Origin of the sequence: Alteromonas sp. OM2203 (genome assembly GCF_048517045.1) — a bacterium.
In the GTDB taxonomy this organism is placed as follows: Bacteria; Pseudomonadota; Gammaproteobacteria; order Enterobacterales; family Alteromonadaceae; genus Alteromonas; species Alteromonas gracilis.
In genome coordinates, this window is record NZ_CP183209.1 from 2,087,856 (window position 1) to 2,102,205 (window position 14,350).

Here is a 14,350-nt window from a genome sequence, read left to right on the forward strand (position 1 = left end):
GGTTTATCTAGACATTAATCGTTTTTGTGTGGCTATTGCCATTAGAATGCCAAATCCGGCCATCAAAGTCACCATAGATGTACCACCAAAGCTCACCAAAGGTAGGGGAACACCTACAACAGGTAGTAACCCCGATACCATGCCCATGTTCACAAACACGTATACAAAGAAAGTCAGAGTTATACTGCCACCTAGTAATTTTGCATAGGCGTCTTGTGCTCTGCTTGAAATAATTAGGCCGCGCAAAATTATGAAAAGATAAATAGCCATTAAACACATTACGCCTGTCAGGCCGAATTCTTCACTAAATACAGAAAATATGAAGTCGGTGTGTCGCTCAGGCAAAAACTCCAATTGAGATTGAGTGCCCTGTAGCCAACCTTTACCATCAACGCCACCTGAGCCGATGGCAATCTTCGATTGAATAATGTGATAACCTGAACCCAGCGGGTCGCTCTCTGGATTTAGAAATGTTAATACGCGCTGTTTCTGATAATCCTTCATTAAGAAGAACCACATGACCGGCGCAAACGCGCCAATGAGGGCGCCGACTACAGAAATAAGCCTCCAGCTCATGCCTGCAAGAAAGATAGCGAATACCCCCGAACTTGCTATAAGCAGTGATGTACCCAAGTCTGGTTGTTTAGCAATAAGGATTGTGGGTACGACAACAAGGGCAAACCCCAAAATAATATGGGCGCTGCGAGGCGGTAGGGTAAACTTGCTGATATACCAAGCTACCATCATGGGAACAGCTAACTTCATTAATTCTGAAGGCTGAAAGCGTATAAAGCCCAAATCTAACCATCGCTGCGCACCTTTACCCATATCGCCAAACAGCAAAACGGCGATAAGCATGAGTAGGCCACCAACATAGGCATAGGTGGAGAAAAAGCGATAAACGCCGAGGGGGAATTGAGCTAACACAAACATAACAACAAAGCTAAAGCCAAGGCGAATGAACTGTCGTTCCATTTGCTCCATGTCTTGGCCAGATGCTGAATACAGCGTAAATAGACCCACACCACTTAAAACAAGTAAGCCAACCAGCAGCCATCCATCAATATGAATCCGCTGCAGTAAATTAATTTTGTTGGGGTTTATAGTCGTTCTTTTCACTGCGATGCCCCTAACATTAAATCATTTTGTGCGGTTTCTTCATTATTAGTGTCGAAGATACGGTCTCGAAAATAAAAGTCCATTATTTGACGGGCTACCGGTGCCGCATTTTTACTTCCGCCCCCTACATTTTCTAGCACCACAGTCACAGATATTTCAGGGTCTTCAAACGGCGCGAAACCAACGTACATTGCGTTGTCTCTTAGTCGCTCGTCTATTTTAGATGCGTCGTATTTTTCGTTTTGTCCAACTGTAAATAGCTGGGCCGTCCCGGTTTTTCCCGCTGAATCGTATGGTGTATCGGCAAAGGCATGTCTAGCGCCGCCTTCTTCACCACTTACCACGTCTCGCATTGCGTTTAGTACTACATCCAGATTGTCGCGGTTTTTAATCTCGATAGGACGAAGCGATTTGAGTGGAATAAGGTCAACCGACGTATCGGAATTCATATATCCTCTTATTAATTGAGGAATATAACGTTCGCCAGCGTTTATCAGTGCGTTGACGGACGTGTTTAGTTGGATAGGGGTGGTAGTCCAGTAGCTTTGCCCTATACCAACAGGAATGGTATCACCGATATACCATGGTTGGTTAAAGCGCGCTCGCTTCCATCCACGACTGGGCATATTAGCGTCTGACTCTTCGTACAAATCAATTCCGGTGAAATCGCCGAAACCAAATTCATACATGGCCTCACTGATTTTATCGATACCAAGTTTATAGGCCAGTTCGTAGTAATAGGTATCACACGACACCTCTATCGCTTTCGATACGTCAACTTTACCGTGCCCCCATCTGCGCCAGTCACGCCACACGTGTGATACGTTAGGTAGCTTGTAGCGACCTGTGTCAGTAATGGTGTAGTCTTTTGTGATCACACCTTCTTCCAAGCCTACAAAGCCGAGATGTGGCTTTATCGTTGATGCTGGAGGGTATTGCCCTTGAGTGGCGCGATTAATAAGTGGGCGGTCGGGTGAATTTAAAAGCGCAGAATAGTTTTTACTGCTGATACCGTGGACGAATAAGTTTGGATCGTAACTGGGGTTCGAATAAAGGGCGAGTACACCGCCGGTTTTGATATCAGTTACCACGACCGCGCCGCGCATGCCGTCGATAATACGCTGCGCTTCTAACTGAAGTTCTAAATCGAGATTCAGCACGATATCTTTGCCAGGTGTTGGCGGTTCTACACTTAGGACGCGAATAATGCGCCCCTGGTTATTCACCTCTACCTGCTGATAACCCACCTCTCCATGCAGTAATTCTTCGTGATACTTTTCTATGCCCAGCTTGCCAATGTCATGCGTGGCCGCGTAGTTATCTTCTTGGCCAGCTTCAACTAATTTTTGTAAGTCTCGCTTGTTAATACGCGCAACGTAACCTAGTGCATGGGTAAGCGTTTCTTTATAAGGGTAATGACGGGCCAACCGGGCTTCAATTTGTACACCGGGGAATTTGTGCTTACTCGCCGAAAATAACGCAACTTCTTCTTCTGTAAGCTGTGTACGCAACGCCACAGGTTTGAATCGACGAGTACCTTTAAGCGTTGACTGAAAGCGCTCTAATTCATCGCTTGTTATTCCCATTAGAGCGGTTAAATCGGCAAGTGTTTTGTCGATATCTTCGACGTCTTCAGGGATAACTTCCAAGCTAAAAACAGGGCGATTTTCCGCCAGAAGAACACCATTACGGTCGTAAATTAGCCCTCGGTTTGGCGCGATAGGCAGAACTTTTATCCTATTGCCGTTTGAGCGGGTTTGATAATCTTCGAACTGAGTAACTTGCAGGGAATATAAGTTATTTAGCACTATTCCTAACATTGCGACCACGATGATAAATGCTATGGAAGCGCGACGTGCGAATAAGTTTGCTTCAGCAGAGTGGTCGCGTATTGCCTGGCGTTTTCGTTGCATTGACTTCCTTTGCATTAGCGGAACAACATCTTATTCACGGTGATAAGGGTGGTTTTGCGTCACCGACCAAGCACGATATAAGCTCTCTGTTAGGATAATCCTGACAAGAGGGTGTGGAAGGGTTAGAGCCGATAACGACCACTTTTGTTCTGACGCGGAAATACACTCTGGAGCAAGCCCTTCAGGCCCACCGATGAGAAGACTGACGTCCCTTCCGTCCATTTTCCAGTTATCGAGTTGCCTAGCAAGTGTCGGTGTATCCCAGGGTTTACCTGTAACTTCTAAGGTCACAATGCGGTTACCTTTTGGAATGGCGGCAAGCATAAGCTCGCCTTCTTTTTCTAAGATGCGTTTAATGTCGGCGTTTTTCCCCCGTTTGCCTGCAGGGATTTCGGTAAAAGAAACCGGCATATCACTAGGAAAACGGCGTATGAATTCATCAACACCCGCACTAACCCAGTTCGGCATCTTTGTTCCAACGGCGACAATCTGTATACGCACTTAACTTTACCTTACTTCAGGATTTACTGTTTCACTTACGCAATAAAGGCCATACACAACAAAGTATGGCCTTTACCGACCGTGCTACTGCTTGCGACAAGCGGCAGGTTAAACCGCTATGACCACAGTTTTTCTAACTGATAGAAATCACGGGTTTCGTCTTGCATAACGTGCAAAATAACATCGCCAAAGTCGACAAGTACCCATTCGCCAGTCTCTTTACCTTCCACACTCCCGGGAGCGTGGCCGGCATTTTTTGCTTCTACCATTACATTTTCTGCAATAGAAGAAACATGGCGCTTCGAATTACCAGAACAAATGATCATTGTGTCTGTAATGCTAGATTTGCCGCGAACGTCTAATTCAATAACATCACGGCCTTTCATATCGTCAATTTTGTCTTTAACAAACTGTTTGAGCTGTTGACTCTCCAAGAGTTTTCCTCACTTACTTAACTTTTATATAACTGATGTTCGTTGATGTACTTAAGTACATCCTCTTCTAGCCATCCGTTGATAGAGGAACGATTTAATACATCGGCCTTCGCAGGCTTTGCTATACCAGATAGCACATCTCGAATTTCAGTTGATGAAACACTATAAAGTGGTGTGTCGATTAATAACACGTGACCAGCAGGCTTTTCGTGTATAACACGTTTTTCGCGAGTCACATGACAATCTAACCACGTTTGTACTGCGGGGGGAGGCGAAAATATTTCATCGTCTCTACGCATTACCACTAAGTGACAATAATCGAGCAGGTGTTCCCACTCGTACCATTTATCTAGATTATACAGCGAATCTGCGCCAATGAAAAAACAGATTGTGTCAGCGCTTTTTTGCTTTAAGGCGCGCAGCGTTTTTACCGTGTAAGACGGCGATGGTAATGACAGCTCGATCAATTCTGGAATAAGTCTTTCATTGGTTTGAGCGCACAGTTCAATCATTTTAACCCGGTGAGTCTCTGACACACCAACGGACTTATGCGGCGCAAGCTTACAGGGCATCAGGTGTACATGCGCAATCCCAATTTCATCTGCAGCTTTTAAGGCAGCAAATATATGGCCTTTATGTGGAGGATTAAATGTTCCGCCAAGAATGGCTTTCACAGTGGACCTAACTCGGGGTTGTATTGTCTCACGCACTACATACTGCCTTTATGCCTGAAGCAGTGGAATGTTGCGTAAGTCAATCCCCATGAACATCATGCAAAGATGACACATTTCAACGTATGGGCGAGCAACCACATTTTGCTTAAACGCATGGTCTGATTTCGTGAGCGCTTTTTGAATATCTTCTAGCTGAGCAAGGCTAAGCCGATTTAAAGCACTTTGGTAATAACCCTGCCTGTTACGCCATATACCAAACTTTTGCCATTGAATAGGTGTACCGCTTTGCTGTGCTAACTTTAACTTCCAAAGCTGTTCCCATTCTCTGATGAGCGCCCAGATAATAATGTTGGGCTCTAGACCTTCACTTTCTAACCGATAAAGCATCTTTATACAGCGCGTGCTATCACCGCTTAGCATTACGTCAACTAGCTGAAATACGCTAAAGCGTGACTGGTCTACCATGGCTTTTTCGATCTGCTCTTCAGTGATTGAATGCTGAGGATAGAGCAGGGCGAGTTTGTCAATTTCCTGTTTGGCAGCCAGCATGTTACCTTCGCAGAAATCGGCAATCATTTTAGCGCCAGACGCTGATACTGTGAGGTTGTGAGACTTTAGCTGCTGGTTTAGCCACGCATTAAGCTGTTTGCCTTCAAGGGGATAGCACAAGACTGACGCACCCATATCGTCTAAAACTTTGAACCATTTGCCGCGCTGTACGTCTTTGCCAATTTTAGGGCCGTGTACCAGTAACAAGATATCCGGGTTTAGCGACGCAGCAACCTCTTGCAGCATTTTACTGCCCTCAGAACCTGGCTTCCCAGTAGGTAATTCTAATTCAATAAACTGCTGGCTTGAAAAAAGCGACATACTTTGTGTCGCTTCTATAAGTTGGTTCCAATTAAACCCGGTTTCTGCAACCAGCACTGTGCGTTCCTCAAAACCATTGGCTTTGGCTTTAGCACGAATTTGCTCGATAACTTCAAATTTTTGCTGGGGTTCATCGCCGAACACTAAATAGGTTGGACGAAGTGTTTTTGCTATATCTTGGCTAAATTGATTTGGATAGATTTGCATGCTTATGGCTGATTCGTTGATAAAGCCGGCGCTGCAGTGGCTTGGCTAGAGAGGCGCCTAATCATGATGTCTGCTGCCTCGTCGCGCATTTCACTTAACATCAAATCAAGCTCTCGTGATTTTGCAAGTACTTGGTCAGGATCGTCCTGATAATCTCTCACCACCTCAAATTGGGCCATAACGGCTTCTTTTCCGGGAAACTGAACGCGATAGCGAACAACGTAGATAAGCTCGTATTCTGCCACTTGCCCAGAAGGGTAGACAGAAAGAAGTTGCCGTTCTAGCTTTTCAGGAAGGAGGTATATGTTGATATTTTGACTTGATGACGCAGAGTCGCTCACATCGACACGATTTAACCCGTAAACATTTAAACGTTTGTTGAGAGCACGCGCCAACGGCGCGTGTGCTCTAGCACTTTCAATGACAACTGTGTTGACGTCATCTGGCAGGCTAGGGCTACTTCTTAAGTGAAAGCCACAGCCTGTTACCAGTACCATACTCATTACAACTGCTGCGAATTGTAAGTGCTTTTTCATAGTATGCAGACCTAGTTAGCTACAATATTCACAAGCTTGCCAGGAACAACAATTACCTTGCGAATGGTTTTACCTTCGATGAATTGTTGAACGTTTGGCTGCGCTTTAGCAGAAGCTTCAATGGTCTCTTTGGTTGCATCAGCGGCTATCGTCATTTTAGCGCGAACCTTGCCATTAACCTGAACAATGATAAGTTTTTCATCTTCAACCAGCGCATCTTTGTCAGCTTTCGGCCATGGAGCTAAATCGATATCTTCGCTATGACCCAATACCTTCCATAGCTCGTGAGCAATGTGTGGCGTAATTGGGTTAAGAAGCAACAAGATTGATTCACAAGCTTCGCGCATAATAGCGATGTCCTGTGCGTTTTCTTGAGGCGCTTTTTGAAGGTGATTTAGCAATTCCATTACGGCTGCAACCGCAGTATTAAAGGTTTGACGACGACCTAAGTCATCAGACACTTTCTCAATGGTCTTGTGCACTTCGCGGCGAAGGGCCTGCTGATCTTTCGACAGTGCCTTAACGTCAATAGCTTCAGGCGTTCCTTTTTCAACGTGTTCGGTTACCAGTTTCCATACACGACGCAAGAAACGATTGGCACCTTCAACTCCAGAGTCTACCCATTCAAGCGTTTGTTCAGGTGGCGCGGCAAACATGGTAAACAAACGCACAGTATCAGCACCATACTGGTCGATAACTTCTTGTGGGTCGATACCGTTGTTCTTCGATTTAGACATTTTAGTCATGCCGCCGTGAATAACTTCTTCACCGTCAGCAGTAAGCCATGCTTTAACAATACGGCCTTTGTCGTCTTTTTCTGTGCTTACTTCGGTAGGCGAGAACCAAGTTTTCTTACCAGACGCGTCTTCGCGGTAGTAAGAGTCGGCCAGCACCATGCCTTGACATAATAAGCGCTTAAACGGCTCGTCAGAATTCACGAGACCTTCATCACGAAGAAGCTTGTGGAAGAAGCGAGAGTAAAGCAAATGTAAAATAGCGTGCTCGATACCGCCAATATACTGGTCTACTGGTAGCCAGTAGTTAGCAGAAGTGGGATCCAGCATAGCGTCATTGCTTGTAGCACTCGAATAGCGTGCGTAATACCACGACGACTCCATAAAGGTATCGAAGGTATCGGTTTCACGCAATGCAGGTTCACCGTTATAAGTGGTTTTCGCCCACTCAGGGTCTGCTTTAATTGGCGACGTTACGCCGTTCATTTCCACATCTTCTGGCAGAACGACAGGCAGTTGGTCTTCAGGTACAGGAACTGACTCGCCATTTTCCAAATTCAGCATTGGAATAGGTGCGCCCCAGTAGCGTTGACGGCTTACGCCCCAATCTCTGAGACGATAGTTAACCTTACGCTTACCACAGCCTTTGCTCTCCAACTCGTCAGCAATGCCGTTAAATGCAGCGGCGAATTCAAGACCGTTGAACCTATCTGAGTTGATCAAACAGCCTTTTTCGGTATAGGCAGACGCTGATAAATCGCACTTATCTTCATCACCTGCATTTGGCGCGATAACTTGTTGAATTGGAAGGCCGTATTTAGTCGCAAATTCCCAATCGCGCTGATCGTGACCTGGAACTGCCATAACGGCACCAGAACCGTAGTCCATCAATACAAAGTTAGCCACCCAAATTGGAAGCTTCTCACCCGTTAATGGGTGTACCACTTCAAACCCTGTTGCGAAGCCTTTCTTCTCCATCGTTGCTAATTCAGCTTCAGCAACTTTTGTGTTTTTGCATTCGTCGATGAAGGCCGCTAAATCTGGGTTAGATTTTGCTGCAAATTCGGCAAGTGGATGCTGCGCTGCTACCGCAACGTAGGTTACACCGTAGAAAGTGTCTGGGCGTGTAGTGTATACCGTTAAATCGGCAATATCGTTAACCGCTGACGCTAAATCAAAGGTAATTTCAACACCCTCAGAGCGACCAATCCAGTTAGCTTGCATTGCGCGAACTTGGTCTGGCCATTCCTCAAGCTGTTCTAAGTCTTGTAACAGCTCTTCAGCGTAATCAGTAATCTTAATAAACCACTGTGGAATTTCTTTTTGCTCAACAAGCGCACCTGAACGCCACCCGCGACCATCAATTACCTGCTCATTAGCCAAAACAGTTTGGTCAACAGGGTCCCAGTTCACAGTAGAGTTTTTCTTGTACACAAGACCTTTTTCATAAAGGCGCGTGAAGAACCACTGTTCCCAACGATAGTAGTCTGACTTACATGTCGTTACTTCGCGGTCCCAGTCGTAGCCAAAACCTAACGAGCGAAGCTGGTTTTTCATGTAATCAATATTTGAGTATGTCCATTTAGCCGGTGCGGTATTGTTATTGATCGCAGCGTTTTCAGCCGGAAGACCGAAAGCGTCCCAACCCATAGGCTGCAATACATTTTTACCCTGCATGCGCTGAAAACGGCTAATTACATCACCGATGGTGTAGTTGCGCACGTGACCCATGTGAAGTCGGCCACTTGGATATGGGAACATAGACAGACAGTAGAACTTTTCTTTTTCTACGTCGTCATTTGCTTTAAAAGATTGGTTATCTTCCCAGTATTGCTGAACGCGTTGTTCAATGTCTTTCGGGTTGTACTGATTATCGGCCATGAAACTTAGGCTTCCGCATTAAAAGTTAAAACGTTTATGGGTCGGTGTGAGGCGAATTTGTTGCAAATACTCTGATGGGTAATTTCGCAATATTGCCGGCTAACCGAGCGTGGGATATTCCCACATTACACATATATAGCCCAATAGAATAACCCAGCGCTAAGCTATGCCTCAATAGCTTAACACCGAACTAGGCGAATTTTATTGTCGCTTGCTTGAAAAGTGAGCATTAATTAATAAGTTAGTATGTAACCAGCGAAGTAAACTGCTATTTTTTAACTAATTCGCATCACTAAATGTAGTCAATGCGTTAAGTTGCTGCGCCTGCACCTTATCAATTACATTGACCAAATTAGCGGCATCCTCATTCGACGCCTTTTTTCCGTCAAAATGGATGTTACCCGACGCGTTATAGGTAAGGGTAACTTTTGTTTTGGACGTGTTTCCCTCTATAGTGCTAAATTCCCACGTTAACGCACCAGTTACCCCCATTTCTTGAAGCGGTCCTAAGCCACCGGTCATTATTACTTTTTTTTGTGGCTCAACGTAGCTTATGAGCATATGCACAGCGCTTGCATTATCGGTGGTCTCGCAGAAACAACCGCCAGCTTGTTCATCAATTCTCAGGGAGCCTTTCCACCACGTATGATCTTTAGGCCAGCACATATCAACATGTTCAATAAAGTGAGAATAAACCACTTCGATAGGGGCATGGCTTTCACTGACGTTGGTAATTGAAAAACCCGAGTTGTCCGCGTAATTGACGTTTGCGATGCTCGAAGGCGAAAAAGCGGCACCAATGAGCAGTATTAAAAGAGGAGTAAGGCGAACCTGCGATGTTGAAGTTGTTATTTTTGTCATTATGAATACTCTGATTAACTATTGCTTGTTTTCGCTCTTGTATTGCTACTGCAGCACATTGATATTATCCGATAAGAGTAAAGCGACTCTTAGCAGAGCATGCGTGGTAAGTGGCATACCACTAAAAACAAAATATACCATATCTACATATAGCTGGTTGTTTGTTGTGCAATTGGCGGTGCAAAGGTGCTTTATTACGGATAAGCGTTTGACACTAATGTTAATTAGGGTTTCACTTAAGTAAAGTAACGAATATAGAATAAGATGTCTGTAGACAGTAAACCATTTGCGTTAGACGTAGACGCGTTATCACCTACCATTAACCGCCGCGCGATTAATAGTGCCCTAAAAGATGAGGAAGCGCTTAATGCTACCTTTATCGGACAAGAGCGTGCCCGTGAAGCGCTAACTTTTGGGTTAGGCATTAACACAAAGGGCTATAACCTTTATGTTATGGGCGAGCCTGCGACCGGGCGTTTTACCCTAGTAAAAGACTACATAGAGCGCCAAGTATCTCAACTTTCTGCACCTGATGACTGGTGCTATATCAATAATTTTGAGGAAGAGCGTGAACCTGTAGCGCTAAAATTCCCTCCTGGTGGCGGCAAAGCGTTTCACAAAGACATGGCTGCACTTATCGATGATGTTTTGGACTCATTGCCCATTGCATTTGACAACCCGGGTTATCAACGTCGTCGCGCGTCGATATCAAGAGAGTTTGAACAAAAATATGATGCTGCGATTGACGCAGTAGAGCGTTACGCACAAGCAAACGACGTTGCGCTTTATGAAGAAGGCGGTTCAATCACCTTTTCACCTATCGTAAACGGTAAGCCTATAAGCGATACCGAGTTTGCCACGTTAACAGATGAGCAAAGAGAAGGCTTTTACACGCTTATCGACGAGCTAGAAAACAGATTAAGTGAAAGCTTATTGAGCTTGCCAACGTGGAAGCGCGAAAACTCAGAGCGTTTGCGTGAGCTCGATAAAAAGACTGCAGAGCAGGGCATTAAGCCCCTGCTAAAAGTGCTTGAACATAAATACACGTCTGAACTCGGGGTGATGAAGTACCTCAAACAGCTCAAAACGGCCTTGGTCAACGCCGTTTTAGTTATTCACAGTGAAGAGCAGAAGGACGAGAAAAGCGACGATTTTGACAAAAAGATTTTCTTAGAAGAGCAGTTTCTACCCAACGTTTTGGTGTCGAATAAACTTGACGATGCGGCCCCCGTTATTTATGAGCCAAACCCCACCTACCAAAACCTGTTTGGTAAAATCGAGTACACCAACATTCATGGCAGTGTATTTACTAACTATCGAATGATACAGCCTGGTGCTATGCACCGAGCAAACGGCGGTTATCTATTGCTAGATGTAGACCAGCTCATTGAACAGCCTTTCGTGTGGGATACTTTGAAGCTCGCCATCAAATCTCAACGTTTACGCATGGATTTACCCCAGCAAGACGTGGGTATGGTGAATAATATTACGCTTAACCCACAGCCCATCGACCTAAATGTGAAAATCGTTTTGTTAGGCTCCCGCGATTTATATTACACACTGCAAGATTATGATGACGAGTTTGATGAACTGTTCAGAGTGTTGGTAGATTTTGACTTGGAGATTCCGGTCACAAGGCAAGCGCTTTTCGATTTCGTGGGTAAGGTACGTGCCCATCTCATACACCTTGGGCTCAAAGGTATCACAGCTAACGCCATGTGTAGGCTTGTAGAATACTCGCTGAGAATGGCAGAGCACAAAGAGAAGCTTTCAGCCCATTTCGCGGAAGTGATCGAACTGGTTAACGAAGCCTACTATTTTTGCCAGAAATCTAATGCGGATACGCTAGAGCTTGATCACTTAAAGACCGCGTTGAGTGCGAAAAAGCGTCGTACTGGCCGCGTAAGTCAAACCCTTCTAAACGACATTAAAGAAGGGCACGTGCTCATTGCCACTGAAGGTAAAGCGGTAGGTAAGGTTAATGGCCTGACGGTGTTAGACATTGGCGATACAGCATTTGGTACTCCGGCTCGTATTACGTCTACTGTTTTTGCGGGGGCTAGTGGTGTGGTTGATATTGAGCGGGAAGTAGAGCTTGGACAACCTATACATTCTAAAGGTGTTATGTTGCTCAACGGTTATTTAGGCAACAAGTATGCGCAGCATTTCCCGCTAACGCTATCAGCGAATATTGCGCTAGAGCAGTCATACGGACACATTGACGGCGACAGTGCGTCTCTTGGCGAGCTGGTTGCCCTTATCTCAGCGCTTACCGAAATCCCATGCTTACAAACCTTGGCCATTACAGGTTCGATTAACCAATATGGCGAAGTGCAAGCAGTTGGCGGTGTAAACGAAAAGATAGAAGGCTTTTTTGACTTGTGCCAACACCGTGGTTTAACCGGTACTCAGGGCGTAATCATCCCTAAATCGAATGCGATTAATCTGGTGTTAGATGCCACGGTTATCGATGCGGTGAAAAAGGGGCTATTTCATATTTATACTGTTGAAACCGTGGACGATGCGCTTACTATTTTGATGGAGCAGGAAGCGGGTAAGATCAGCAGCAAAGGACGCTACCCGAAAAACTCTATTAACTACCATGCGGTGAATCGTTTATACAATATCGCGCTTATCGTAAATGGTGGGGATGGAGAATAAATGAAATATTAACCTTTCCTTTCAGGTAATCGTGCTACGTTTAGAACAACTAGAAGAACAACGGCGACCATAATTGTCGCCTTGTTCGCGATACTTATTTTGCAAACGTAAAAGATTTTGAGGCAATACTATGCAACCTTCTCATAATGTAGAGGCGAGAAATAATGTCACGATTCATGGTTCTGGCGATAAGGTAATAATGCTGGCTCACGGTTTTGGCTGTGATCAGAAAATGTGGCGCCACCTGCTACCGTATCTCGATAAGCAATATAAAGTGATTCTATTCGATTATGTGGGGTGCGGTTCTTCTGACTATTCAGCTTATAGCAAACAGCGTTATTCAACGCTGAAAGGTTACGCGCAAGACGTACTAGATATCTGCGAGGAACTTAGCTTAGAAGATATAATTTTTGTTGGTCACTCTGTAAGCAGCATGATTGGCATGCATGCGGCCATTCAGTCTCCTCATATTTTTTCAAAGCTTGTTATGATATGTCCCTCCCCCTGTTTTCTTAATTTTCCTCCTGAATATGAAGGTGGCTTCGACAAGGAAGATTTAGAAGAGTTAATTAATTTAATGGACAAAAACTATGTAGGGTGGGCGAACTACTTGGCACCTCTTGTGATGGGGCAAGATAGCGATGCAGCACTAACGCAAGAACTTGAGACCAGTTTCTGCTCCACTGATCCAAAGTTTGCAAAACCCTTTGCTAAAGCTACGTTTTTCGCTGACGACAGGGCTATGCTTTCTAAGCTTACCCTTCCCACACTCATCGTACAAAGCAAACACGACAATCTAGCTTCCACCGCAGTGGGAGAGTACATGAATCAAATAATTCCAAGCTCCCAGCTAAAAGTTGTTGATGCACACGGACATTGTTTGCATATGACAAATCCCGCCATTGTATCTTCAATCGTAAGGGAGTTTGTCAGTTGAATGAGTGGGTTGGGGAAGATTTTCCCTGTTTATTAATAAAGTCAGATATTGAAACTACTAAAATTATCTGGTTGAACCCTTTTGCGTACGACTACCTTGGTTTGAAAAAGCCGGTTGAGGCGAAAATAGCCAAAATTGTGTCTAAAGCCAGCTTAATTTTTTATGAAAGCTATATAAAACCCATCATTTTCGCTAACGGAAAGTACTTAGAAGTCCAAATTACGTTGATTTCTGAAGGGGGGATGCGTGTTCCCGCCGTGGCGAATTTAACGTTGTCAGACAACATTGTGTACTGGGCTATTTATGTAGCCGAAGAGCGAGATAAGCTTTATCAGGAATTGCTAGAAGCAAGAGATCTGCTTGAAAAAAAGACGGAAGAACTAACAGCGGTTAGTCGCAAAGACTCGCTAACGCCATTACTGAATCGACGAGCAGCGAAAGACGACATAAACGTATTAATAACCCAATCATCTCGTGCTTTTTTCCCCTTATCATTTTTGCTCTTAGATATCGATTTTTTTAAAGATATTAACGACACTTTCGGGCACGATGAGGGAGATAAGGTTTTGGTAGCGCTTTCCAAACTACTCCTTGAACAAGTTCGTGAAACGGATGTGGTTGCTAGATGGGGCGGAGAAGAGTTTTTGATTGTTCTATATAACGCGAATATTGAATCCATCAAGTCTTTCAGCGACAGGCTACACAATGCAATCGAGACCATTGTACTTCCAAATGGTAATCCATTAACTGTAAGCATTGGTGGTGCGGTACTAGAGCAAGATGGACTGAAAGAGTCAGACGTTATTGCTGCGCAATTATTAAAAGCCGATAAAGCACTATATTCAGCGAAAGACAATCAAAGAGCGCACACGCGGATATTTGATAAAGAGAAAGGTTTTATAAGGCTCTAAACGCCTTCAAGCGCGCAGAAAAACGGCGCGACTCTTAAACGTCTTTAATTCTTTGTCTTCTTTTTGGCTATAAAATACAAAAAAGGGAGCACTGCGCTCCCCAATTGATAA

Annotated in this window: 12 protein-coding genes; 3 read left to right on the forward strand and 9 right to left on the reverse strand. The window is 44.6% G+C overall.

From position 1 onward, the window contains the following. Positions 1–3: 3 nt before the first annotated feature. From rodA to ACM0P2_RS09355, 9 genes are all read right to left on the reverse strand, one after another. Positions 4–1,119 carry a rod shape-determining protein RodA gene (rodA, locus tag ACM0P2_RS09315; RefSeq protein WP_105931164.1) on the reverse strand — a complete coding sequence of 372 codons (1,116 nt, stop codon included), beginning with the start codon at positions 1,117–1,119 and terminating at the stop codon, positions 4–6. After that, positions 1,116–3,032, reverse strand: a complete 1,917-nt coding sequence (gene mrdA, locus ACM0P2_RS09320; RefSeq protein WP_159117457.1) for a penicillin-binding protein 2 — start codon at positions 3,030–3,032, stop codon at positions 1,116–1,118. The genes rodA and mrdA overlap by 4 nt, the downstream gene beginning before the upstream one ends. A gap of 30 nt (positions 3,033–3,062) precedes the next feature. Beyond that, a complete protein-coding gene (gene rlmH, locus ACM0P2_RS09325) occupies positions 3,063–3,533 on the reverse strand; it encodes a 23S rRNA (pseudouridine(1915)-N(3))-methyltransferase RlmH (RefSeq protein ID WP_419227620.1) in 471 nt (156 codons plus the stop codon). A gap of 116 nt (positions 3,534–3,649) precedes the next feature. Further along, on the reverse strand, positions 3,650–3,967 hold the full coding sequence (gene rsfS, locus ACM0P2_RS09330; protein WP_105931167.1) for a ribosome silencing factor: 318 nt from the start codon (positions 3,965–3,967) through the stop codon (positions 3,650–3,652). Positions 3,968–3,984: 17 nt separating this feature from the next. Continuing rightward, positions 3,985–4,677, reverse strand: coding sequence for a nicotinate (nicotinamide) nucleotide adenylyltransferase (nadD, locus tag ACM0P2_RS09335; protein ID WP_419227621.1), 693 nt, complete (start codon positions 4,675–4,677; stop codon positions 3,985–3,987). A 12-nt stretch (positions 4,678–4,689) separates the two neighbouring features. Then, complete coding sequence (gene holA / locus ACM0P2_RS09340; RefSeq protein ID WP_419227622.1) at positions 4,690–5,718, reverse strand: DNA polymerase III subunit delta; 1,029 nt, start codon at positions 5,716–5,718, stop codon at positions 4,690–4,692. Positions 5,719–5,720: 2 nt separating this feature from the next. After that, entirely contained in the window at positions 5,721–6,254 is a 534-nt protein-coding gene (gene lptE / locus ACM0P2_RS09345; protein WP_120959488.1) for an LPS assembly lipoprotein LptE, read from the reverse strand. An 11-nt stretch (positions 6,255–6,265) separates the two neighbouring features. Next, positions 6,266–8,869 (reverse strand): leucine--tRNA ligase, encoded by a 2,604-nt coding sequence (leuS, locus tag ACM0P2_RS09350; protein ID WP_159117461.1) that lies wholly within the window; start codon positions 8,867–8,869, stop codon positions 6,266–6,268. Positions 8,870–9,148: 279 nt separating this feature from the next. After that, entirely contained in the window at positions 9,149–9,730 is a 582-nt protein-coding gene (locus ACM0P2_RS09355) for a hypothetical protein (RefSeq protein WP_419227623.1), read from the reverse strand. 264 nt (positions 9,731–9,994) lie between these two features. On the opposite strand from ACM0P2_RS09355, the gene ACM0P2_RS09360 reads away from it, so the two are divergent. The 3 genes from ACM0P2_RS09360 (at position 9,995) to ACM0P2_RS09370 (ending at position 14,239) form a co-directional block, all read left to right on the forward strand. Further along, positions 9,995–12,391, forward strand: coding sequence for a Lon protease family protein (locus ACM0P2_RS09360; protein WP_159117463.1), 2,397 nt, complete (start codon positions 9,995–9,997; stop codon positions 12,389–12,391). A gap of 130 nt (positions 12,392–12,521) precedes the next feature. Continuing rightward, positions 12,522–13,328: an alpha/beta fold hydrolase gene (locus tag ACM0P2_RS09365; protein ID WP_159117464.1), complete on the forward strand. Its 807-nt coding sequence runs from the start codon at positions 12,522–12,524 to the stop codon at positions 13,326–13,328. After that, positions 13,325–14,239, forward strand: coding sequence for a GGDEF domain-containing protein (locus ACM0P2_RS09370; protein ID WP_159117465.1), 915 nt, complete (start codon positions 13,325–13,327; stop codon positions 14,237–14,239). The genes ACM0P2_RS09365 and ACM0P2_RS09370 overlap by 4 nt, the downstream gene beginning before the upstream one ends. The last annotated feature ends 111 nt before the right edge of the window (positions 14,240–14,350 follow it).

Coding starts and splice junctions, on each gene's coding strand:
- mrdA (WP_159117457.1), bottom strand. CDS start 3,032: ATGCAACGAAAACGCCAGGCAATACGCGACCACTCTGCTGAAGCAAAC.
- holA (WP_419227622.1), bottom strand. CDS start 5,718: ATGCAAATCTATCCAAATCAATTTAGCCAAGATATAGCAAAAACACTT.
- lptE (WP_120959488.1), bottom strand. CDS start 6,254: ATGAAAAAGCACTTACAATTCGCAGCAGTTGTAATGAGTATGGTACTG.
- leuS (WP_159117461.1), bottom strand. CDS start 8,869: ATGGCCGATAATCAGTACAACCCGAAAGACATTGAACAACGCGTTCAG.
- ACM0P2_RS09355 (WP_419227623.1), bottom strand. CDS start 9,730: ATGACAAAAATAACAACTTCAACATCGCAGGTTCGCCTTACTCCTCTT.
- ACM0P2_RS09360 (WP_159117463.1), top strand. CDS start 9,995: ATGTCTGTAGACAGTAAACCATTTGCGTTAGACGTAGACGCGTTATCA.
- ACM0P2_RS09365 (WP_159117464.1), top strand. CDS start 12,522: ATGCAACCTTCTCATAATGTAGAGGCGAGAAATAATGTCACGATTCAT.